Source organism: Rhodococcus sp. AH-ZY2, from assembly GCF_030916465.1.
Lineage (GTDB): Bacteria > Actinomycetota > Actinomycetes > Mycobacteriales > Mycobacteriaceae > Rhodococcus > Rhodococcus ruber.
Map to the genome: position 1 here is coordinate 4,590,369 of NZ_CP126458.1, position 21,656 is coordinate 4,612,024.

24 protein-coding genes are annotated in these 21,656 nt (G+C 70.8%); 9 read left to right on the forward strand and 15 right to left on the reverse strand.

Features of this window, described 5'->3' with window-relative positions; genetic code table 11:
- Nucleotides 1–5: 5 nt before the first annotated feature.
- From QNA09_RS22095 to QNA09_RS22125, 7 genes are all read right to left on the reverse strand, one after another.
- Nucleotides 6–1,211 (reverse strand): CoA transferase, encoded by a 1,206-nt coding sequence (locus QNA09_RS22095; protein WP_308072094.1) that lies wholly within the window; start codon nucleotides 1,209–1,211, stop codon nucleotides 6–8.
- Entirely contained in the window at nucleotides 1,208–2,443 is a 1,236-nt protein-coding gene (locus QNA09_RS22100) for an acetyl-CoA C-acetyltransferase (protein WP_308072095.1), read from the reverse strand. The genes QNA09_RS22095 and QNA09_RS22100 overlap by 4 nt, the downstream gene beginning before the upstream one ends.
- On the reverse strand, nucleotides 2,430–4,130 hold the full coding sequence (locus QNA09_RS22105) for an AMP-binding protein (protein ID WP_099528089.1): 1,701 nt from the start codon (nucleotides 4,128–4,130) through the stop codon (nucleotides 2,430–2,432). Before QNA09_RS22105 ends, QNA09_RS22100 begins: the two co-directional genes overlap by 14 nt.
- A complete protein-coding gene (locus QNA09_RS22110; protein ID WP_010594081.1) occupies nucleotides 4,127–4,984 on the reverse strand; it encodes an alpha/beta fold hydrolase in 858 nt (285 codons plus the stop codon). The genes QNA09_RS22105 and QNA09_RS22110 overlap by 4 nt, the downstream gene beginning before the upstream one ends.
- Nucleotides 4,981–5,724: a hypothetical protein gene (locus QNA09_RS22115; RefSeq protein ID WP_010594082.1), complete on the reverse strand. Its 744-nt coding sequence runs from the start codon at nucleotides 5,722–5,724 to the stop codon at nucleotides 4,981–4,983. Before QNA09_RS22115 ends, QNA09_RS22110 begins: the two co-directional genes overlap by 4 nt.
- Nucleotides 5,721–6,917, reverse strand: coding sequence for an acyl-CoA dehydrogenase family protein (locus QNA09_RS22120; RefSeq protein WP_010594083.1), 1,197 nt, complete (start codon nucleotides 6,915–6,917; stop codon nucleotides 5,721–5,723). Before QNA09_RS22120 ends, QNA09_RS22115 begins: the two co-directional genes overlap by 4 nt.
- Nucleotides 6,918–7,004: 87 nt before the next feature.
- Nucleotides 7,005–7,607 carry a TetR/AcrR family transcriptional regulator gene (locus QNA09_RS22125; protein ID WP_026137610.1) on the reverse strand — a complete coding sequence of 201 codons (603 nt, stop codon included), beginning with the start codon at nucleotides 7,605–7,607 and terminating at the stop codon, nucleotides 7,005–7,007.
- Between the two features lie 122 nt (nucleotides 7,608–7,729).
- Here QNA09_RS22125 and QNA09_RS22130 point away from each other — a divergent pair, with 122 nt between their 5' ends.
- From QNA09_RS22130 to QNA09_RS22140, 3 genes are read left to right on the forward strand one after another with little or no spacing between them, the layout of a single operon-like run.
- On the forward strand, nucleotides 7,730–8,224 hold the full coding sequence (locus QNA09_RS22130; protein WP_302069467.1) for a nuclear transport factor 2 family protein: 495 nt from the start codon (nucleotides 7,730–7,732) through the stop codon (nucleotides 8,222–8,224).
- Nucleotides 8,221–8,556, forward strand: coding sequence for a DUF485 domain-containing protein (locus QNA09_RS22135; RefSeq protein WP_308072096.1), 336 nt, complete (start codon nucleotides 8,221–8,223; stop codon nucleotides 8,554–8,556). The genes QNA09_RS22130 and QNA09_RS22135 overlap by 4 nt, the downstream gene beginning before the upstream one ends.
- On the forward strand, nucleotides 8,553–10,169 hold the full coding sequence (locus tag QNA09_RS22140) for a cation acetate symporter (RefSeq protein ID WP_017680100.1): 1,617 nt from the start codon (nucleotides 8,553–8,555) through the stop codon (nucleotides 10,167–10,169). The genes QNA09_RS22135 and QNA09_RS22140 overlap by 4 nt, the downstream gene beginning before the upstream one ends.
- A 50-nt stretch (nucleotides 10,170–10,219) precedes the next feature.
- Here the strand turns inward: QNA09_RS22140 and QNA09_RS22145 are convergent, their stop codons facing one another.
- From QNA09_RS22145 to QNA09_RS22160, 4 genes are all read right to left on the reverse strand, one after another.
- On the reverse strand, nucleotides 10,220–10,408 hold the full coding sequence (locus tag QNA09_RS22145) for a hypothetical protein (protein ID WP_003938775.1): 189 nt from the start codon (nucleotides 10,406–10,408) through the stop codon (nucleotides 10,220–10,222).
- A 159-nt stretch (nucleotides 10,409–10,567) separates the two neighbouring features.
- On the reverse strand, nucleotides 10,568–11,098 hold the full coding sequence (locus tag QNA09_RS22150; RefSeq protein WP_010594088.1) for a DinB family protein: 531 nt from the start codon (nucleotides 11,096–11,098) through the stop codon (nucleotides 10,568–10,570).
- 86 nt (nucleotides 11,099–11,184) lie between these two features.
- Entirely contained in the window at nucleotides 11,185–11,367 is a 183-nt protein-coding gene (locus QNA09_RS22155) for a hypothetical protein (protein ID WP_003938777.1), read from the reverse strand.
- An 81-nt stretch (nucleotides 11,368–11,448) separates the two neighbouring features.
- The gene (locus QNA09_RS22160) at nucleotides 11,449–11,589 is read right to left on the reverse strand and encodes a hypothetical protein (protein ID WP_308072097.1); all 141 of its coding nucleotides are present in this window, start codon (nucleotides 11,587–11,589) and stop codon (nucleotides 11,449–11,451) included.
- A 144-nt stretch (nucleotides 11,590–11,733) separates the two neighbouring features.
- On the opposite strand from QNA09_RS22160, the gene QNA09_RS22165 reads away from it, so the two are divergent.
- The 5 genes from QNA09_RS22165 to QNA09_RS22185 all read left to right on the forward strand — a co-directional run bounded on the left by QNA09_RS22165 (nucleotide 11,734) and on the right by QNA09_RS22185 (nucleotide 16,819).
- A complete protein-coding gene (locus QNA09_RS22165) occupies nucleotides 11,734–12,156 on the forward strand; it encodes a MerR family transcriptional regulator (protein ID WP_010594089.1) in 423 nt (140 codons plus the stop codon).
- 112 nt (nucleotides 12,157–12,268) lie between these two features.
- Complete coding sequence (locus QNA09_RS22170) at nucleotides 12,269–13,210, forward strand: aldo/keto reductase (RefSeq protein WP_230831592.1); 942 nt, start codon at nucleotides 12,269–12,271, stop codon at nucleotides 13,208–13,210.
- A gap of 127 nt (nucleotides 13,211–13,337) precedes the next feature.
- Nucleotides 13,338–14,333 carry a LacI family DNA-binding transcriptional regulator gene (locus QNA09_RS22175; RefSeq protein ID WP_308072098.1) on the forward strand — a complete coding sequence of 332 codons (996 nt, stop codon included), beginning with the start codon at nucleotides 13,338–13,340 and terminating at the stop codon, nucleotides 14,331–14,333.
- 55 nt (nucleotides 14,334–14,388) lie between these two features.
- The gene (aroQ, locus tag QNA09_RS22180; RefSeq protein WP_003938779.1) at nucleotides 14,389–14,847 is read left to right on the forward strand and encodes a type II 3-dehydroquinate dehydratase; all 459 of its coding nucleotides are present in this window, start codon (nucleotides 14,389–14,391) and stop codon (nucleotides 14,845–14,847) included.
- Nucleotides 14,848–14,989: 142 nt separating this feature from the next.
- Nucleotides 14,990–16,819: a TIM barrel protein gene (locus tag QNA09_RS22185; protein ID WP_308072099.1), complete on the forward strand. Its 1,830-nt coding sequence runs from the start codon at nucleotides 14,990–14,992 to the stop codon at nucleotides 16,817–16,819.
- 6 nt (nucleotides 16,820–16,825) lie between these two features.
- Here QNA09_RS22185 and QNA09_RS22190 read toward each other — a convergent pair whose 3' ends face one another.
- Nucleotides 16,826–17,830, reverse strand: coding sequence for an NAD-dependent epimerase/dehydratase family protein (locus QNA09_RS22190; protein WP_064065633.1), 1,005 nt, complete (start codon nucleotides 17,828–17,830; stop codon nucleotides 16,826–16,828).
- Nucleotides 17,831–17,955: 125 nt separating this feature from the next.
- Here QNA09_RS22190 and QNA09_RS22195 point away from each other — a divergent pair, with 125 nt between their 5' ends.
- Nucleotides 17,956–18,957: an MBL fold metallo-hydrolase gene (locus QNA09_RS22195; protein WP_308072483.1), complete on the forward strand. Its 1,002-nt coding sequence runs from the start codon at nucleotides 17,956–17,958 to the stop codon at nucleotides 18,955–18,957.
- Between the two features lie 45 nt (nucleotides 18,958–19,002).
- On the opposite strand, the gene QNA09_RS22200 is transcribed toward QNA09_RS22195, so the two are convergent.
- The 3 genes from QNA09_RS22200 to QNA09_RS22210 all read right to left on the reverse strand — a co-directional run bounded on the left by QNA09_RS22200 (nucleotide 19,003) and on the right by QNA09_RS22210 (nucleotide 21,553).
- Nucleotides 19,003–19,683, reverse strand: a complete 681-nt coding sequence (locus QNA09_RS22200; protein ID WP_010594096.1) for a tellurium resistance protein TerA — start codon at nucleotides 19,681–19,683, stop codon at nucleotides 19,003–19,005.
- An 81-nt stretch (nucleotides 19,684–19,764) separates the two neighbouring features.
- Nucleotides 19,765–20,853 carry a DUF475 domain-containing protein gene (locus tag QNA09_RS22205; RefSeq protein ID WP_040269929.1) on the reverse strand — a complete coding sequence of 363 codons (1,089 nt, stop codon included), beginning with the start codon at nucleotides 20,851–20,853 and terminating at the stop codon, nucleotides 19,765–19,767.
- 124 nt (nucleotides 20,854–20,977) lie between these two features.
- Nucleotides 20,978–21,553: a TerD family protein gene (locus QNA09_RS22210; RefSeq protein WP_017680109.1), complete on the reverse strand. Its 576-nt coding sequence runs from the start codon at nucleotides 21,551–21,553 to the stop codon at nucleotides 20,978–20,980.
- Nucleotides 21,554–21,656: the final 103 nt, after the last annotated feature.

Here is a 21,656-nt window from a genome sequence, read left to right on the forward strand (position 1 = left end):
TGGTGCTACGCCCCGTCGGGCCGGGCCGACGGCGCCGGCGTCCCCGCCTGGGCATCCAGGAGCGCGTCGATGCTGCCGGGTCCCAGCCCGAGTTCCGCCAGAACCTCGCGGGTGTGCTGCCCGTGGCTCGGCGCCGGGCGCGCCCCGGTGTACGTCCCGTCCCAGCGCAACGGGGAACGCGCCGTCGGTACCGCACCGACACCGGGCTGTTCGACGCGCTCGATCACGGCATACTCGCGGGCGGCCACCTCGTCCATGGTCCGGTACGGCGCCCACAGCACCCGGCTGCCGGACAGTTCCTTCTCGATCTCGGCGAGCGTGCGCGCCGCGAACCACGGACGCAGGATCGCGGTGATCTCGTCCCGCGCGGCGTAGCGGTCGCCCTCGTCGGCGAATCGCAGCCCGCGATGCCGTTCGAGTGCCGCGAACACCTCGGCGGTGCCGGTGACCTCGACGAGCCCCCGCCACTGGGCGGCGGTGAGGCCGACGACCATCACGGCACGGCCGTCGGCGGTGGCGAAATCCGACCCGTAGCTGCCGTACAGCGCGTTGCCCTGCCGCTCCCGGCCGGCCCCGCGGTCCTCCGCCTCGGCCAGCCAGCCCATGCTCGCGACCGCGGACACCGCGACGTCCTCGAGGGCGAGTTCGAGGTAGGCGCCCTCGCCCGTGCGATCCCGCCGCCGCAGCGCGGCGACGATGCCCAGGGCCGCCTGCACCCCGGTGAGCAGGTCCCAGGCCGGTAGCACGTGGTTCACCGGGACCGTCCCGTCGACGGGTCCGGTCATCAGGGGCAGGCCGACCGCGGCGTTGACGGTGTAGTCCACCGCGGGCGAGCCGTCGGCGTTGCCGGCGATGTGCAGGTGGATCAGGTCGGGCCGCCGTGCGGCGAGCACGTCGTGCGCGAGCCAGGACGCGCGAGCCGCGTTCTCGAGCACGATGCCCGCCTCGGCGATCAGGTCGGTGACGACGGCGCGGCCGTCCTCGCTGCGCAGATCCACCGCGACGGACCGCTTCGCCTGGTTCAGGCCCGTCCAGTACAGGCTCGCCCCCGACCCCGCGAGGGGCCAGCGACCACCGTCGACCGCGCCACCGAGCGGGTCCACACGGATCACGTCCGCGCCGAGCTCGGCGAGGATGCGCCCGGCGGTCGGTCCGGCGACGAAGCTGGACAGGTCGACGACGCGCACCCCGTCGAGCGGGCGCGTCGTCATGCCACCCTCTCGAAGATCGCCGTCAACCCCTGCCCACCGCCGATGCACATCGTCTCGAGTCCGTACCGCGCTCCGCGGCGGTCGAGTTCGCGCAGCAGCGTGGCGAGGATGCGCACGCCGGTCGCCCCGACCGGGTGACCGAGCGAGATTCCCGAGCCGTTGACGTTGGTCCGCTCGAAATCGGCTGCCGTGAAGCCCCACTCGCGGGTCACCGCCAGCGCCTGCGCCGCGAACGCCTCGTTGAGTTCGATCAGGTCGATGTCGGCGAGCGTGAGACCGGCCCGCTTCAGGGCCTTCTCGGTCGAGGGCACCGGTCCGATGCCCATCTCGGCCGGTGCGACACCGGCCACCGCCCACGTGACCAGCCGGCCCAGCGGTCGCAGGCCGAGCCGCTCCGCATGGGCGCGGGTCGTGACGAGACACGCTGCGGCACCGTCGTTCTGACCGCTGGCGTTACCTGCGGTCACCGTCGCCTCCGGGTCCTGCGCCGCCATGATCGGCCGGAGCCTGGCGAGGGTGTCGACGGTGGTGTCGGCCCGCGGGTGCTCGTCCCGGTCCACGACCCGGTCGTCACCCTTGCGCTGGGGCACGGACACCGGCACGATCTCCTCCGCGAACACCCCCGAGTCGATCGCCGCCACCGCACGCCGGTGCGACTCGACCGCCAGCTCGTCCTGTTCGCGACGACCGATCCCGTACCTGCGGCGCAGATTCTCCGCGGTCTCGAGCATCCCGCCGGGCACGGGATGGTTGCGTCCGCCGGCGGTGACACGGCCACGGGCGAGCCGGTCGTGCAGCGCGGCCGGCGCGCCCTTGGCGCCCCACCGCATCGATTCGGTGTAGTACTCGGCACGGCTCATGGATTCGACGCCGCCGGCGATCACGACGTCGGCCACGCCCGTCTGCACGCGCATCGCGGCGTCGAGCACGGCCTGCAGCCCGGAGCCGCACCGCCGGTCGAGCTGCAGGCCCGGCACCGTCACCGGCAGGCCCGCGTCGAGCGCGACGACGCGGCCGATCGCGGGGGCCTCCCCGTTGGGGTAGCACTGGCCGAAGATCACGTCGTCCACCGACTCGGGGTCGACCCCGGTGCGGGACAGCAGTTCCGAGATCACCCCGGCGGCGAGGTCGGTGGCGGGCACGTCGACGAACACCCCGCCGTACCGCCCGACGGGCGTGCGCAGGGGTTCGCAGATCACCACGTCGTCGGCGGTCGCATCAGTTGTGGTCATTTCGGAAATCCCTCTCCCGATCGGTCCAGTCCTGCGCCCACTCGCGCAGCTCCACGGCACGGATCTTGGTGCCGTTGCCGCCCACCGTCGTGGGCATCGCCTCGATGACGTGAATCGCCGTGGGCACCTTGAACGCGGCGAGTGTGTCGGCACACCAGGCCTTCAGCGATGCCGCATCGAAGTCGGCCGGGGCGTCGTCGGCGGGGACGACGAAGCCCACGGCCCGGGTGTAGCCGCCGTCGCCGGTGATGCCGACGACCTTGGCCGTCCGCACCCCGGGATGCTCGGCCAGCCGGTGCTCGATCTCGGCCGGGTCCACGAGAAATCCCCGCAGCCGCAGCACGTCTCCCATCCGGCACACGTAGGTGCAGCCGCCGTCGCCGGTCGCGACAGCGAGATCGCCGCTGCGGAACCAGCCGTCGGCGGTGAACGCGCGCGCCGCGGCGTCCGGGTTGCCGAGGTACGCGTCGACGACGTTGGGGCCGCGCAGTTGCAGCTCGCCCTGCTCGCCGTCCGGCAGCACCCGGTCGTCGAGCGGGTCGGCGATACGCACCCGGATCGCCGGATCGACCGGCCGGCCGCCGCCGTTCCAGCGCACCGACTCCGGGTCGGAGTCCGACCAGAGCAGGGTCAGCGCGAACACCTCGGACGAGCCGAACACCCCCGAGGTGTGGGCGGCGAACTCGTCGCGGGCCCAGCGGGCGATCTCGTGGGAACGGCCGAGGAAGTCGGCGATGCCGAGCCACTTCAGCGCGGACAGGTCGGCCCGCACCTCGCCGTGCCACGTGTCGTACAGGCGTCCGAACAGGTCGTCGCCGCCGACCACGTGCGTCACGTGCAGGTGCTCCATGCGGCGCAGCGTCGCCGCCGCGTCGAAGACCGGCTCCATGAGCAGCGTGGCGCCCCCGGCGAGGGCGGCCATCGCGGTGCTGTAGCCGAACACGCCGGACACCGGCAGCACGCACAGCGCGACGTCGCCGGGGGCGACCCGCATGATCGCGGCGTCCGCGCGGGCGTGCCGCACCACCGCGGAGTCCCGGTGCGCCGCGAGCTTCGGGGTGCCGGTGGAGCCGGAGGTGGTGAACGCGACGGCCAGCGGATCCGCCGGATCGTCCTCCGTCCCGGCCGGGGTGGGCACGGCGGTGTCCGGGGTGTCCGGGACGCGCACCCCGCGGGTGTCGCCGCTGCCCGCCCACCAGGAGCCCGCGCCGAGATCGAATCCGGTCGGATCGCCGGCGTCGGTGCCGGGGCCGTCCACGACGCAGACCGCGGGGGGCGGCACCGCCGCGGTGCCCGCCGCGTCGCGCAGGGTGCCGAACAGGTCGAGCCCGTGGAAGCCGGCCGCGACGGCCACGACCGCGGGCCGCGCGGCCGTGAGGATGTGGGCCACCTCCCCGGTGTTGTAGCGGGTGTTGACCCCGATGACGTGGGCGCCGAGCGCGGCGGCCGCGAACTGCCAGACGAGCGCGTCGGACCAGTTGGGGAGCAGGACGGCGACGCACCGGCCGCGCTCGACGCCGGCGGCCTCGAGTTCGGACCGCAGCGCCTGTGCGCGGCGGCGCAGCTCGGTCCGGGTGCAGGGCAGCAGCCGGCCGTCGGCGGCGTCGTAGGTGGCCACGGCGTCCGGATCGGCGGCGACGAGGTCGTCGAGGAAGGCAGCGAGCCCCGCGGTGGTCGTGGCGGTCACGACAGCACCTCCGCGGGGGCGGCACGCAGCTCGGTGAGCCAGGCGTCGGCGAGCGCGGCGAAGTCGTCGACCTCCTCCATCGGGTAGTGACCGATGCCGTCGAGCCGGGTGAACCGTGCGCGCCCGGGCGAGATCTCGTTGATCCGGGCGGCGAGGTCCGCGACGGCGTCCGGCTCGAGCCACGGGTCGTCCGAGCCGACGACGAGGTGCAGGGGGCAGGTCAACTGCGACAGGCGGTCGCGGACGTCGTGGGTGCCCCAGCCGATGAGGTCGGACGAGGAGATCTCCGGGTCCTCCCGCTTGTGCATGAGGGCGATCCGGTGCGCCGTCGCGGCGGGTACCGAACGCCCGACGGAGGCGAGGGTGCCGAGGTAGGTCCGTTCGGCGCGCGACGGCCCGGCGACGTCCTCGAGTTCGCGCCGCAGACCGGCGACGTTGACCCGGCCCGGAGCGGCCTCGGCCTCCATCGCGACGGCGCCGGCGAGCGGCCGGTCGGGCCGGGTGGCGAGCTCGAGGGTCAGCTTGCCGCCGATGGAGCAGCCGAGCACGTACGGCCGGTGCACGTCGAGCGCGTCGAGCAGGGCGCCGAGCCAGTCGCCGTAGGTGGTGAGGCTGGTGACCGGTCCGGCCGGGGCCGGCTCGGAGCGGCCGTGGCCGGGCAGGTCGGGCACGAGGACGCGGTAGCCGCGGACGGCGAGGTCGCGGGCGACGTGCCGCCACTGCACTCCGCTCTGGCCGGCGGTGTGCAGGCACAGCACGGTGGGCAGCGTGTCGGCGGCGGGAGTCCCGTCGGGCGTGACGATCTCGACGAACCCGAGGGCTCCGTCGATGTCCAGGTAGCGGGCCTCGATCATGAGCGGGCCTTTCTCGCGACGGCACGGGCGTGGCCGATGATCAGGTTCAGCGGCTTGGTGAGCCGGAGGTACTCGTATCCGTCTCCGGTGGCGGAGAATTCGCCACCGATCGCGCGGCGCATGAAGTCGTCGCGCGCACCGAGGACCAGGTCGACCCACAGGTGGTCGGGTGCGACGAACGTGAAGGTGGCACCGTGCGGGGTGCGGCGGGTGACGTCGACGATGCGGCCACGGTAGATCCGCAGGTGCACCTCGCGGTCGCCGCTGCGCAGGCCGACGGTGCCGTCCCAGGTGGCCAGCGACGAGGCGAAGGCCGGATCGTCGGCGAGGCTGCCGCGCAACAACTCTCCCCACGCAGGGGTGCAGAAGTCGAGCTCGGTGGCGGTCGCGGCCGGCGAGTCGAGCTGCCAGGTCTCGGTCCCCTCCTCGCGGACGGCCCCGGCGGCGTCGAGCACGCGGACGAACCGCTCGGCGGTGGTGCCCTCGACGCGGGTGACGACGGCCTCCGACCGGATCCGGTCCACCGCCGTGACCGGCGCGATCGCGGTCCAGCGCAGCCCCGTGCGATGTGCGGCCGGCACGCGCGGGGTGAGTAGCTCGGCGGCCACGGTGCCGAGAGCGAGTGTGCCTGTGGGGAGGACGATTCCGGACTCGGAAAGCAGCTCGGAGGTCATCCGGACGGGAGCGGCGGTACGATCGCCGACGCGGACGGTGGGCGATGCGGTCACGGTGGTGCTCATGCGGTTTCCGGCCTTCCGAGCAGCTCGTCGGAGATGATGCGCATCTGGATCTCGCTGGTGCCTTCGAAGATCTTCGTCAGGCGGGCGTCGCGCCAGTGTCGTTCGACCTGGAAGTCGGTGGTGTAGCCGGCGCCGCCGTGGATCTGCACCGCCTCGCTGGTGACCTGCTCGGCCATCTCGGTGGCGACGAGCTTGCACATCGACGCCTCGAGCGAGCAGCGGCGTCCGGTGTCGATGTCGGTGGCGACGGAGTACATGAGCTGGCGGGCCGCCTCGATGTCGGCCGCCATCTTCGCGATCTTGAACCGCAGGTGCTGGAAGTCGCCGATGGGCCGGCCGAACTGACGCCGGGTGTGCACGTAGGCGATCGAGTCCTCGAGGGCCGCGCGGGCGAGGCCGATCGCGCGGGCGGCGGTGTGGGCGCGGCCGACCTCGAGCCCGGAGACGGCGAGGTAGAAGCCCTTTCCTTCCTCGCCGAGCATCTTGTCGGCGGGGATGCGGAAGTTGTCGAACGACAGTTCCCAGGTACTCCAGCCGAAGTAACCGATCTTGCGGACCTTGGTGCCCGAGATCCCCTCCGGGAAGACGCCGCGCTGCTTCTCGACGAGGAACGCGCTGATTCCCCGGTGCGGCTTGGCCGGATCCCTGTGCGGATCGGTGCGGGCGAACAGCACCAGGTAGTCGGCCTCGTCGGCGTAGGTGCACCACATCTTCGTGCCGTTGACGACCCATTCGTCGCCGTCGCGGACGGCCCGGCAGGAGATGTTGGCGACGTCGGAGCCGGCCTCCGCCTCGGACAGCGCGTACGCGCCGAGGTATTCGCCGCGGGCCACCTTCGGGAGCAGGGCTGCCTCCTGCGCGGGGGTGAAGCCGCCGCCCATGCCGTTACCGCGGGCGAGCAGCCCCGATACGCTCATCCAGGCCCGGGACAGTTCCTCGGCGACCAGGCAGTACTCGAACACGCCGAGGCCGAGGCCGCCGTGCTCCTCGGGGATCATGATGCCGAAGAACCCGATCTCGGCCATCTCCTTTTTCAGCGAGTCGGGGATGGTGCCCTGGACGGGGTCGAGTTCGTTGGCGACGGGCAGCACCTTCGTCATGGCGAAGTCGCGGGCGAGGTCGCGGATGGCGAGGCGCTCTTCGGTGAGGTACCGCGGGGTGTCGGTGCGCGGCTGCGACGGCCGGTGGGTCATTGGGGACTCCCTCGATGAACCAGAATCTGGTCATTAACGCTTGTTCACCCAGTAGAGCACGACGCCGCCCACGCGTCAACGGCCGGTTCAGGACGGGCGGTAGCCGAGCAGGTTGAGGGCGTACCGGCCGTAGTCGCCGGCCACCTCGGTGGCGCTCAGCGGCCCGTCGGGCCGGAACCACAGCGGGATCCCGGCGCACATCGTCAGCACGGCGGTCACCGCCTGATGCACGTGCGGAACCTCGAAGACGCCCAGCTCGACACCCTTTTCCGCGATGTCGACGAACAGCTGCTCCTGGGCGTCGCGCGAGCCCACGACCCGCTTGCGGTCCACCTCGCCCAAGTACCGCAGCTCGGTGTTCGCCACCAGGCACTCGCGCGGGTTGCGGGCGGTGAACAGCGCATGCGCCACCACTGCGGTCCGCCACTGCTCGGCGGGATCGGGGCCGGCCTTGCGCAGGGCGGTACGCGTGGCGGTGAACTGCTCGTCGCTGGCCGCGCGGAGGATCTCGACGAGCAGCTCCGACTTGTTCTCGAAGTGGTTGTAGACGTTCGCGGCGCTGCAACCAGCACGGTTGGCGATCGTGCGCATCGTGGCGCCGTGGAAACCGGCCGCGAAGAACTCGTCGAGCGCCGCGTCGAGGATCCGTTCGCGGACGCCCACCAGGGCCGTGCCCGATCGAGTGTTCATGAGGTGCAGGGTAGAGGTCCGGGTCGCGACCAGCAAGAAGGCCGTCTTGACGTGTCCATTGCGCTCCGTTTATGGTCCACCTCACATGAACATGCGTTAACCACTTCGTCGAAGGACGCACTGTGACCACCCTCCCCGATCTCACGCTCGCCGAGCGGATCGCCCGCCTCGAGGACCTCGAGGCGATCCGTTCGCTCGACGCCCGCTACTGCCGCCATCTCGACGACGGCGACTGGGACGCCCTGATGGACCTGTTCACCGACGACGGCGAGTTCGACGGCCTGTCCCGTCCCCGCGGCAAGGCCGAGATGCGCGAGTTCTTCGCCGGCCTCGCCGCCGGCGGACTGACGACGTTCTGGCACTTCATCACGAACATGGAGATCGACCTCGACGGCGACCGCGCCACCGTGCGGTCGTTCCTGTGGCAGCCCTGCGTCACCGACGGCGCCCCCGCGATCGCCGCCGGCCGCTACACCGACGAGGTCGTCAAGGTCGACGGCCGCTGGCGCTACCGGGTCAAACAGGTCCGCTTCCACTTCTTCGGCCCGCTCGAACAGGGCTGGGACGAGAACCTGTTCGCGCTCGAGACGGCGCGGCGTGCGGCGGTGCGACCGTGACCGAACTGCGCACGCAACCGACCTGGAGCGCGATGCTCGCCCTGCCCGAGGTCGCCGAACTGCGCCGCCGTCGGCGCACCGTGACCAACTCCCTCGGCGGCCTCGCGATCGTCCTCTTCGCGTCCTTCCTCGCCGGCTTCGCCTACTTCCCCGGCTTCCTCGGCGAGACCGAACTGCTCGGCGTGCCCCTCTCGCTGTGGGTCGTGTTCTCCCAGTTCGCCGGGACGTGGGTGCTCGTCTACGCCTACTTCCGGCTCACCCGGACCTACATCCAGCCCGCCGCCGACGCCGCCGTCGCGGCCGTCCTCGAGAACCAGGAGCGTGCGGCATGACCGGCGACGCCGACTATCTCGCCATCGCGATCTGCGCGGCGGTGATCTCGCTGACCCTGTGGGTCACGTTCGCCGTGTCCCGGCGGGCCCGCAGCGCCGACGGGTTCTTCGCCGCCGGCCGCTCGATCTCGAGCTGGCAGAACGGTTTCGCGATCGCCGGTGAATTCATCTCGGCCGGAAGCTTTCTCGGCACCACCGGCCTGATCTTCTACAAGGGCGTCGACGGTGCGGTCATCCTCTGCACCTCGGTGGTCTCGTTCCTGCCCGTGCTGTTCCTGCTCGCGGAGAAGATGCGCAACGTGGGCAAGTACACCCTCGCCGATGTGCTCGTGTTCCGCACCGAGGCACGCAGTGTGCGAATCGTCGTGGCACTGAGCACCATCGCCACCGGCACCTTCGTGTTGCTCGCGCAACTCGTCGCGGCCGGGGTGCTGCTCGAGTCGGTCTCCGGCATCCCGTTCTGGCTGTCCGTCATCGTCGCCGGCACCCTCATGGGCATCTACGTCTTCGTCGGCGGCATGCTCGCCACCACGTGGGTGCAGGTCATCAAGTCCACGATCCTGTCGGTCCTCGCCGTCGCGGTCGGCCTGGGCATCCTCGCGCAGTTCGGGTTCAGCTTCCCGAAGGTCCTCGACACCGCGACCGACCACGCGGTCGCGGGCGAAGCCGTCCTGTCCCCCGGCCTGATCTTCGGGCAGACCAGCGCGCTGAACCTCGTGTCGTACTCGCTGGCGTTCGCGCTCGGCACCGCGGGCATGGCGCACATCCTGATCCGCTTCTTCACCGTCCCCGAGGCGAGCACCGCCCGGCGCTCGCTGGGCTGGACCGTCGCGCTGTGCAGCATGTTCTACCTCATCGTCATCGTCATGGGCTTCGGCGCCGCCGCCCTGCTGGGCGACGAGGGCGCCGATCGGGTCGGCGCCGGGGGCAACCTCGCGGCGCCCGTGCTCGTCACCGAACTCGGTGGCGGCGTGGGCACGATCGGCGGCTCGATCGCCCTCGCGATGGTCGCGGCGGTCGCCTTCGCGAGCATCGTCGCCGTCGTCGCCGGCGTGGTGATCTCCGCCGCGGGCACCTTCGCCCGCGACATCTGGCCGGCGCTGACCCGCACGCCGCCGGTGGACGAACTCGACGTCGCGGCGCGCACACGCGAGGAGAACGCGCAGGCCCGCGTCGCCCGGTTCGGTGCCGTCGCATTCAGCGTCGTCGCAATAGTGCTGACCATGCTGATCGGTGACGACACCAACATCACCTACTTCATGGGCATGGCGTTCATGGTGGCCGGCAGCGCCCACCTGCCGTCGCTGGTGCTCAGCCTGAACTGGCGGCGCTTCAACAGCACCGGCGCCGTGTGGGGAATCCTCACCGGCCTGATCTCGACCGTCGTCAGTCTCATGTTCACCGAGGCGCTGTGGCTCGGCAGCGGACCGGCCCCCCTGACGATCCAGCTGCCGGTGATCGTCACCATGCCGCTCGGCCTGGCCGCGTGCGTCGTCGGCTCACTCGTGGCCGAGAATCGGCGCGGACGCTCCGCACACGAGGACGAGAAGTTCGCGGAGATGCTCGTGCGCGCCGAGACCGGCATCGGGGCGGAGGTCGCGACCGCCCACTGACGACGACGGGCACCCGCACCCGGGCGATGCGAGTGCGGGTGCCCGTCATGTCAGGGCAGGTCGAACAGCGTCGGATGGTCCTGCTGCGCCTGCTCCGCGAGCACCGCGCCGTGTCTCTCGCACATCTCGCGGGCGATGTGCTCGGGGCACGCGAGTTCGCGACCGATCTGTTCCCAGTCCCACCCGGACGCGTGCAGTTCCCAGGCGACGCGGCCGTCTTCGTCCCAGAGTGCCGACATGGGCCGATACTGCTCCCGGAAACCGCGAGCACCAAGGACATCCGACCGCGTGTCGCCGATCGCCGCGATTCGGCGGCGACCTCGCGCCCGAAAGTGCTTCCTGCGCGCGTCCTCACGCGCGCATCGAGCACCGCGGCGCGCGGCGCAGCGACGACTCGGCTACTCGAAGGTCATCCCCGCGTCGGCGCCCTGCTGCCTGGTGGTGTTCGCGCCGTCGAGGGATTCGCGGATGATGTCGGCGTGGCCGCTGTGGTGGGCGGTCTCCCGGATGATGTGCAGCAGCACCTTCCGGGCGCTCCACCACTGCCGCTCCGGGGCCCACGGCGCGGTCGGCAGCGGCACCGGCAGGTCGAGGTCCTCGAGGCCGGCGACGAACGCCTCCGTCTCCTTCGCGATCGCCTCGTACCGTTCGAGCAGTCCGGCGACCGTGTCGTCGTCGCGCATGAAGTACTGCTCCATCGCGGACTCCATGTCGAACTCGGCGGTGTCGTCGAGTGTGCGGATGGTGTCGATCCAGTGCTGCTCGGTGGTCGCGACGTGCCTGAGCAGCCCACCGAGGGTCAGCTCGCTGACGGTGCTGCGGGTGCGGGCCTGCTCGTCGTCGAGGTCGCGGAGGGTGATCAGGAACGTCTTCCGCTGTTCGGCCAGGATGTCGAGGATGTCGGCGCGTTCTCCGGTCGGCTCGGTCATCTCGTTTTCCGCCCTTCGTGAGATCGATTCTCCTGCTACGACGACGGTAGGCGGGAATGCGGACGAGTTCGGTCCTCGATCGGAAGTCAGGTGGCGAAGAAGACCGCGCCGGTCACCGGGACGAGGGTCAGGAACAGGACCGACAGGACGAACAGCGTGATCGTCAGCTTCCGGTTCCATCCGCCGCGGGTTCCGCTCGCGGCGAGCACGAAGAGCACGAATCCGATGCAGATGGACACGATGCCCACGATCACAGGTGTCTCGATCATCTGCTCATCATCGCGGAGGGCCGCACCCGGCGCCGACGGGGGCGGCGCCGGGGACGGCGACGTCCCCGACGCCGGCCGCGCTCAGCCCGGGCAGTGGATGGTCACGTGGCCGCATCTGACGGACGGGCTCGCAGTGGCGGCGTTCGCGGCGCCTGTGGTACCGACGACGACGGCGAACAAGGTCGCGACGACCGCGACGGTGGTGCGGATCCGGGTCTTCATGGCAGTCTCCTGACGATGGTGCGGGACGGGGTTCGCCCATCGTCGGCCGCCGTCCGGAGCCGCGACAGGCACCCTGTGGTGCCGATGCGGCCACCCCGGATCGCCTGCGGAGCGCAGGACCACCCCGAGGCGGATCATGAAGCCATGACGACCGCCCCTTCCGCGACGACCGTTGCGACCATCGCCGAGGCCGCCGAGCGCACCGGTCTGACCACCCACACCCTCCGCTATTACGAGCGCGACGGCCTCATGCTCCGCGAGATCGGCCGTTCCTCCTCCGGCCACCGGCTCTACACCGAGGACGACCTCGCCTGGGTGGTGTTGCTGACCCGGCTGCGGGCGACGGGCATGCCGATCCGCGAGATCCGCGAGTACGCGGCCCTCTGCCGGGCCGGCAGCGGCAACGAACAGGACCGCCTCGCGCTGCTCCGCGCGCACCGGGCACGGGTGCTCACCCAGCTCGATCAGGTGACCGAGCACCTCGCCGCGATCGACGGCAAGATCGACATCTATCGCTCCCGGACGAGCGGCCTCGACGACGGACCGTGCGAGAGCGCTCGCGCTTGACTTCGAGCGCGCTCGAAGGTCTTGACTCGACGCCATGACCACGAACAACACCTCTCGGCCCCCACTCGGCACCCGCACGCTCGGCACCGCGTCGCCGCTGACGGTCTCGGCGATGGGGCTCGGATGCATGGGCATGTCCGAGTTCTACGGCGCCGGGGACGAGGCCGATGCCGTCGCCACGATTCACCGGGCCCTCGAACTCGGCGTGACGTTGCTCGACACCGCCGACATGTACGGCCCGTTCACCAACGAGAAGCTCGTCGGCCGCGCCGTCGCGGATCGCCGCGACCGCGTGGTCCTCGCGACCAAGTTCGGCAACGAGCGCGCCGAGGACGGCACCCGCCTCGGCGTCAACGGCCGGCCCGAGTACGTCCGCACGGCCTGCGACGCGTCGCTCCGCCGCCTCGGCGTCGACCACATCGATCTCTACTACCAGCACCGTGTGGACAGGACCGTGCCGATCGAGGACACCGTCGGCGCGATGGCCGAACTGGTGCAGGCCGGGAAGGTCCGCCATCTGGGTCTGTCGGAGGCATCCGCGGAGACGATCCGCCGGGCCCACGCCGTCCACCCGATCACCGCGTTGCAGACCGAGTATTCGCTGTTCACCCGCGACATCGAGGACGAGATCCTGCCGACTCTGCGTGACCTCGGCATCGGGCTCGTGCCGTATTCGCCGCTCGGGCGCGGCATCCTGACGGGCGCGATCACGGCACCGTCCGATCTCGAGAGCTCGGATTCTCGCCGCACCGCCTATTTCCCGCGATTCCAGGGTGCGGCGCTGGAGGCGAACCTGGCGCTCGTGGCCGCCGTCCGCCGCCTGGCCCGGTCCGAGAACTGCACCCCTGGTCAGCTGGCACTGGCATGGGTCCTCGCTCAGGGTGACGACGTGGTCCCCATCCCCGGGACGAAGCGGGTGCGTTTCCTCGAGGAGAACATCGCGGCCGTGGACGTGTCGCTCACCGCGGAGGTGCTGGGCGCGATCGAGTCGGCGGTGCCCCGGGAGGCGGTCGCCGGGGCGCGCTACGGGGACATGTCCAGCATCGACGCGTGAGCGACGCGTCGCCCGCCGGGGACGGGCGACGCCCACGCCGATCCTCCGTGCAAGCGATTACATCCACCCTTGACAAAGCGATGTAACCGCTTGCACAGTGGGGGGACCCCACCCCGGAGGAGGACCCATGGCGACGCTTCGCGAGGTCGCGGCGCGCGCCGGCGTCTCGACCGCCACGGTCTCCCGTGTGTTCTCCCGGCCGGAAGCGGTCAGTCCCGACACCCGCGCGAAGGTGTTCGCCGCGGCAGAGGCACTGTCCTTCACCCCGAATCCCACCGCCCGCTCGCTCGCCCTCGGCCGCACCCACAACCTGGGCTTCCTCGTCCCCGACATCCGCAATCCCGTGTTCGGTCCCGCCGTCGAAACCGCGCAGGACCGGGCGCGCAAGCGCGGCTACTCCCTCTTCGTCGCGGCGGGCGAAGGACGGTCCGCCGACGAACTCGACCTCGTCCGGGCGATCGCCCGGCAGGTCGACGGACTGGTGCTCATCGCCCCCCGCATGTCCGACGCCGACCTCGAGGATCTCGCACGGGTCACCCCCGTCGTGCTGGTCAACCACACCTGTGGGCAGCTGCCCGCCGTGTTGCTGACCTCCGACGACGGCATGTCCCAGGCGGTGGACCACCTCGCCGACGCCGGGCACACCGCCGTCACATACCTCGGCGGTCCCGACTACTGGCTCGCCCAGCGGCGGCGCCTGACCGCCTTCACCACGGCCTGCGCCGCCCGGGGCATCACCGGCACGGTGCTCGGCCCCCTCGAGCCCGACTTCGTCGCCGCGGGCCGGAACGCGGCCGACGAACTGGTCGACGCCGGCACGACGGCCGTCGTCGCGTACAACGATCAGGCCGCCGTCGGCCTCATGCAGGGCTTCGCCGAGCACGGACTGCGCGCGGGCCGCGACTACTCGGTCGTCGGATTCGACGACTCGTGGTTCTGCGAGATGACCTCGCCGCCGCTGACCACCGTGCATCTGGCATTCGACGAGGCCGGTGTGGCGGCCATCGATCTGCTGTGCGACGTACTCGACGGAAAGACCACACCGGACGCCGGACCCGTGGAACTCGGCACCCACCTCGTCGTGCGTTCGAGCACCGTGACCGCCGGCCTGCCCGTCGGCTGACAGACCGTTTCGGGGCACTGCCTCGGAATTCGAAGAAAACGAAGGAGATTCGTTCATGACCTCGGTGCTCGTACTCAACGGCCCCAACCTCAATCTGCTCGGCACCCGCGAGCCCGGTGTGTACGGCGCGCAGACCCTCGAGGACGTGGAGACCCTGTGCCGCAACGTCGGCAAGGAACTCGGCGTCGACATCGACTTCCGGCAGTCCAACCACGAAGGCGTCCTGATCGATGCGCTCCACGACGCGGGCGCCGCGGTCGCCCGCGGGGAATCCCTGGGCGTGGTGTTCAACGCGGGTGCCTACACGCACACCTCGGTGGCCCTGCACGATGCGATCAAGGGCGCGCACGTGCCGCTCATCGAAGTGCACATCTCCAACGTCCATGCCCGCGAGGAGTTCCGCCACCACTCCTACATCTCCCCGGTCGCCTCCGGGATCATCGTCGGCCTCGGCGTCGCCGGCTACGAATGGGCGCTGCGCGCACTCGTCGCCCAGCGCACGACGCAGGCGTAACCGGCGCCGTCACCGACCCCCTCGCGCGCGTGACCCGCAGCGAGCCGTCCGAACCGATACCGCCGGGGCGAACCCGCCCCGGCGTACCGGTCCCCGATTCCGCGGTCGCCCGCACAGGCGGCCGTCGTGGAGGAGCCCGACCATGACCCATCCCCGTCCTGGAACCAAGCGCGCCAAGGCAATTGCCACGGTGTGCCTGTCCGGCACCCTCGAGGACAAGCTCGTCGCCGCCGCCCACGCCGGCTTCGACGGCATCGAACTGTTCGAACCCGACCTGCTCGGCTCCCCGCTCACGCCCGCGGGAGTGCGCGAGCGCTGCGCCGAGCTCGGGTTGAGCATCCCGCTGTATCAGCCCTTCCGCGACTTCGAGGCCGTCCCGGCCGAGATCCACGCCCGCAACATGCGCCGCGCGCGGCACAAGTTCGACGTGATGGAACAACTCGGCACCGACCTCGTGCTGGTGTGCTCGTCGGTCTCGCCGCACACCGTCGACGACGTCGACCTCGCCGCCGCGCAGCTGCGGGAACTGGCGGATGCGGCGGCGCAGCGCGGTTTGCGGATCGCCTTCGAGGCCCTGGCGTGGGGCCGCCACGTGAACACCTGGCAGCGCTCGTGGGAGATCGTGCGCCGGGCCGACCATCCGGCCCTCGGCCTGTGTCTCGACAGCTTCCACATCTTCTCCCGCACCAAGGACGTCGCCGGCATCGCGGACATCCCGGGCGAGAAGATCTTCTTCCTGCAACTCTCCGACGCACCGGAGATGGACATGAACGTCCTGCAGTGGAGTCGCCACTACCGGGTGTTCCCGGGCGAGGGCGAGTTCGATCTCGCCGGGCTCGTCGGGCACGTCCTCGCGGCCGGTTACACCGGTCCGCTCTCGCTCGAGGTGTTCAACGACGTGTTCCGCCAGTCGGCGCCGGTGCCGACGGCGACCGACGCGATGCGCTCGCTGCTCGATCTGGAACTGCGTCTCGACGGTGACCCCGACCCGGTGCAGGTGCGTGGGCACGCGTTCACGGAGATCGGCACCCCGCCCACCGCCGCGGAGCCGGTCCGTGCGGCTCTCGCCTCGCTCGGCTTCACCCACTCGGGCCGGCATCACAGCAAGCCGGTGGAGCTGTGGGAGCAGGGGGACGCGCGGGTGCTGGTGAACACCTCGAACCCCGCCCACAGCGCGGCCGAGGGCGCGGCCGTCACGGCTCTGGGGATCGAGGTCGCGGACGTCGGCGCCGTCACCCGGCACGCCCACGAGCTGCTGGCACCGCAGCTGGCACGGGTCGTCGGCCCCGGAGAGGCACCGCTGTCCGCGGTGGTCTCCCCGGACGGCACCGCCCTGTTCCTGTCGTCCGGAGACGACGGTACCGCCGATTGGCGCAACGACTTCCGTCCCACCGGTACGACGCCGTCGACGGCGGTGGGCGTGCGGTGCACCGAGTACGTCGAGCTGACCCAGGCCTACGACCGCTTCGACGAGGCCACGCTGTTCTACCGCTCGGTGCTGGGCCTGACCGACGCCGAGTCCGCCGAATACGCGGGGCCGTTCGGCCTGGTGCGCAGCCGCGTCCTCGCCGCGGACGGCTTCGAGGTCGGCCTGGTCGCCCCCGTCCTCCGGCGCGGGGAATGGGCGCCGGGCGTGCGGCACCCCCAGCACATCGCGTTCGGCGTCGACGATGCAGTGGAATCTGCCCGCGCCCTGCGCGATTCGGGAGCGCCGGTGCTCGAGATCCCCCGCAACTACTACGACGATCTGGATGCGCGCCTGGCCCCGGATCCGGAACTACTTGCCGCCCTTCGGGAATACAACGTGCTCTACGACCGGGACGAGGACGGCGGCGAGCTGTTCCAGGTGTTCACCAAGGTCGTCAGCGCCCGGGTGTTCTTCGAACTGGTGCAGCGGCGCGGCGGCTACCGGGGTCACGGCACCGTCAACGCCCCGATCCGCATGGCCGCGCATGCGGCCGCGCGACGCTGACCGCCGCTACCGGGCCTCACCCACCGCCTGCGCGAGTGCCGCGAGGGTCTGGGCACCCGTGTAGCGCGGCTGCCAGCCGAGCTGCGTCCGGGCCTTCGTCGTGTCCATCACGACGGACGTGCGGCCGGTGTGGATCCACTCGATCATCGAGGGCATGAACGGCAGCCGCGCCACCACGGCCGACGCCGCCGTCGCGACCGCGGCGGGGACGCGGATCGGCTGGGCGCCGAGCGCGGTCGCCACCTCCGACAGCGACACCACCCCCTCCCCGGCGATGTTGTACGCGCCGGGCGGCCCGTCGGACGTCACCGCCGCGACCACGGCGCTCGCCACGTCGTCGTGGTGCACGAGCTGGAGCGGATGGCCGGGGTCGGGGAACACCGGGCGCGGCAGGGGCAGGGCACCGACGGCGTGGCGGACGGTCTCGGGCACGTGCTCGGCGAGCTGCCGCCACGGCATGGCGTCGGCCAGGGCGGTCGCGTTCGGTCCCGCGACGATGCACGGCCGCAGCACGAACACCTCGAGATCCGATCCGCGGGTGACCTCGCCGAGGACGCGCTCGAGTTCGGCCTTCTGTTCGGAGTAGTAGTGCTCGTGCGAGCCGCGGGTGGGCACGTCCTCCGAGAGCGGGGTCGGATTGTCGGGGTGATAGCCGTACGCGGCGACGGACGAGGTGTACACGAGGCGTCGCGGCCGGGCCGCGGCGACCGTGGCTTCGAAGACGTTGCGGGTGCCCGCGATGTTGATCCGGTGACTCTCGGTGCGCGAACCCATGATGACGAACGCCAAATGCACGACGACGTCGGCCTCCGCGACGAGGGCGTCGACGGCGCTGCGGTCGAGGATGTCACCCTGCCGGTACTCGGTCTTGGTCCACCCGTGTGCGGCCGGGTCGAACGGGCTTCGTGCCATGCCGAGGATCCGGTCGATGCGCGGATCCTGTTCGAGGGCCGCGACGGCGGCTCTGCCGATCTCGCCGGTAGGTCCGGTGACCGCAACTGTCGTGCCCATGAGAATCCCCTCGCTCGTGCCGTCGTCCGTGCGACCCGTACCGCGTTCCCGGGCCGGTCGAGGAGCAAACCTCCGGTCCGGCGCCTGCCATTAGACTCTCCGCGACCGTGGACAGGGGGCGAATCGTGGACGACGGTGGATCGACGCAGATCGGCGACGGGGTGTGGGCGTTCGTGCGGGCGCCGGGCGGCTGGGGCGAGGCGAACACCGGGCTCGTCGTCGATGCGGGCACGGCGTCACTGGTGGTGGACACCGCGTGGGACACCCGTCTGGCGGGCCGGATCGCGGAGGCGCAGCAGCCGCTGGTGGCGCGGGCACCGATCACCGAGGCCGTCAATACCCACTCGGACGGCGACCACTGGTGGGGCAACGACACGCTGCCGGCGGCGACCCGCATCACGACCAGTGCGGCCGCGCTGCGCGGCATGCGCGAGGATCTGCCGCCGGCCGCGGTGACGGCGCTGGCGACGGCGGGCCGGTGGCTGGGCGCGGTGCCCGGCCGGGTCGGCGCCGCGGCCGCCTACATGCGCCGGATTCCGGGCGGCGCCCACCTGCCGTGGCGGTCGCCCCGGCTGCCAGACCACACCTTCGACACCGGTCTGCGGCTCGAGGTGGGACAACGTCCGGTGGCGTTGGAACGGCTCGGGCCGTGCCACACCGCCGGGGACGCGATCGTGCACGTGCCGGACGCCGGCGTGGTCTTCGCCGGCGATCTGCTGTTCGTCGGCTCGACCCCGATTCTGTGGCACGGGCCGCTCGAGAACTGGATTGCCGCGATGGATCGGCTGCTGGCGCTGGACGCCGACGCCTACGTGCCGGGCCACGGACCGTTGTGCGGACCGGACGAGATCCGCGAACTGCGCGCCTACTGGGTGTGGCTCGAGCAGGCCGGCCGGGAACAGCACGCGCGCGGCGCCGGGCCGCTCGAGGCGGCCCGGCGGCTGGTACGCGATCCCGAATTCGTCCGGTGGGGCGACTGGATCCACCCGGAGCGGATCGTCCTGAGTCTGAGCACGCTGTTCCACGGGTGGGGCGGGCATCCCCCGGCGCCGCCCACCGTCGCGCGACGGGCCGGGGCATTCGCCGACGCCGAGACGCTGCTACGCGAGTCGTCCGTCACGCGGTGAGGATCGCGTGATCGGCACGGACGCCGGAGTTGTGTGCAGACGTAGCTACTTGCGGCCCGGCGCCCAGTTCATGCCCCAGCCGTAGGCACGATCGAGGTCGGACTGGCTGCCGTCGACGTATTCGACGAGCCGCGAGACGCTGATCTCGCGGCCGGTGTTCTGCAGCATCGCGATGGCACAGATCCGTGCACCGTTGTTCGGCGAGTCGAGGCGCACCTCGATCTGCGGCCCGGAGGGCGGCGTGAGGGTGACGACGCCGTCCACTGCCGCCCAGTTCGGGGCGCCCTCGTAGATCATCGCGAAGATCAGGATCCGGCGGAATCGTTCGGGTTGTCCCAGGTCGATGCGCATGGTCTCACCGGCGGAGACGGCGCCGGTGCGGTCGTCGCCGTCCAGCGCGATGAACGGAGGTTTCTGCAGCGCACCGAAGCTGTTGCCGAGGGCCTGGACGACACCCTTCGAGCCGTCGGCGAGCTCGTAGAGGCAGCCGAGGTCGAGGTCGACGCCGCGGCCCGCCGCGCCGCCGGTGAGCTTGGCGAGGAATCCCTTCTTCGGTGGGGTCGGGGATCCGGTCTGTGACCAGTTCAGGTTCACCAGGGTGATCCCGCTTCCGGACTTGGCGAGATCGACCGTCGGGGCTGCCTTGGTGAGGCTGATCTTGCTCGGGTCGACTCCGCCCGTGCTGTCGCCGGGGTTCTTCGGGGGCCGGGTGTAATCGATTGCCATGGCTGGAACCTTTCCCTGGATACGAGAACGGGAACCCGCGATTGCTCGAACCGATCGCGGGTTCCCGTCGATGTCGTGCGGTCAGGCGGCGACGGACGCCTTCGTCTCCTGACGATTGCGCCGGATGCTGCTGGCGAACGCGGCGCCGATGAGCGCGACCCCCACCAGACCCGTGATGATCTCGTTCACGTGATGGCCGATCGAGTACAGCAGGATGAACGCGAGCGCACCGATCGCCCAGTGCGCGCCGTGCTCGAGGTAGCGGTACTCCGACAGGGTGCCCTTGCGGACGAGGAACACCGTGATCGAGCGGACGAACATCGCGCCGATGAAGCCGAGGCCCAGCGCAATGATGATCGGATCGGAGGTGATGGCGAACGCGCCGATCACGCCGTCGAAGGAGAACGACGCGTCGAGCACCTCGAGGTAGAGGAACAGGAAGAATCCGGCCTTGCCGGTGGCCTTGGCCAACTGGGTGGGCCCGCCGGTGGCTTCTTCCTCACCTTCCTCGGGGATGTGGAACATCTCGCCGAGGCCGTTGACGGCGATGTAGGTGATCATGCCGAGTACGCCGGCGATCATCACCGTGGCGACCTTGTCCTCGGGGGCGAGGATCGTAGCGGTCAGCACGAGCAGCACCGACGCGACGACGACCTCGAGCTGGTCGAGCTTGCCGGCCCGCGCGAGCGGACGCTCGAGCCACGCGAGCCACTTGATCTCACGTTCCTCGAAGATGAAGTTCAGGAACAGCATCAGCAGGAACATGCCACCGAAGCCGGCGATCTGCGGGTGTGCCTCGGTGATGATGGTCTCGTAGCTGGGACTTCCGTCGGGGAAGTACGCGGCGTCGTTCGGCGGTGGGTTCAGGGCGAGGTCGAGTGCCTCCACCGGACCGAGGCCGGAGGCGATCCACACGATGAGCAGCGGGAAGATCAGTCGCATGCCGAACACGGCGATGAGGATGCCGATGGTGAGGAAGATCTTCTGCCAGAACTCGCTCATCCGCTGCAGTACGGTGGCGTTGATGACCGCGTTGTCGAACGAGAGCGAGACCTCGAGGACGCCGAGGATCGCGGCGAGGAACAGTGCCTGGGGTCCGCCGTAGAGGAAGGCGACCACCAGAGACACGACGGTGACGGCGAACGATATGCCGAAAATGCGCAGAACCACGAAGCGTGGCCTTTCTGTCTGGATCGGGCGGTGCAGGGTGGTTACTGCAGCAAACTATCGGTGACCCAAGGAAAGCGGCCCCCGGCGATGAAGCCGGGGGCCGGATCCGGGGTCCGGAGGAACGTCAGACGTTGACGCCGTAGTCACGGGCGATGCCCGCCAGACCGGACGCGTAGCCCTGGCCGATGGCGCGGAACTTCCACTCCGCACCGTGCCGGTACAGCTCACCGAAGACCATGGCGGTCTCGGTGGACGCGTCCTCCGACAGGTCGTAGCGGGCCAGTTCGTTGCCGTTGGCGCGGTCGACGACGCGGATGTAGGCGTTGCGGACCTGGCCGAACGACTGGCTACGGGAGTCGGCGTCGTAGATCGAGACCGGGAAGAAGATGCTCTCGATGTTCGCCGGCACGGCGGTCAGGTCGACGTTGACGACCTCGTCGTCGCCCTCGCCCTCACCCGTGCGGTTGTCGCCGATGTGCTCGATCGAGCCGTCCGGGGACTTGAGGTTGTTGAAGAAGACGAAGTGCTGGTCCGAGACCACCTTCTTGTCGGCGCCGGTCGCGATCGCGCTGGCGTCGAGGTCGAAGTCGGCACCGGTGGTGCTGCGGATGTCCCAGCCGAGGCCGACGGCCACGGCGGTGAGGTTCGGCGCTTCCTTGGTGAGGGAAACGTTGCCGCCCTTGGTCAAGCTGACGCCCATGCGGGGTCCTTTCGATCTGTCGGTCCGGACGAGGTGCCCGGGCGGGCACGCCCGATTTGCGCGTGTCCCACCACCCTAATAGCTGATGCGCGCCCACGCCCCC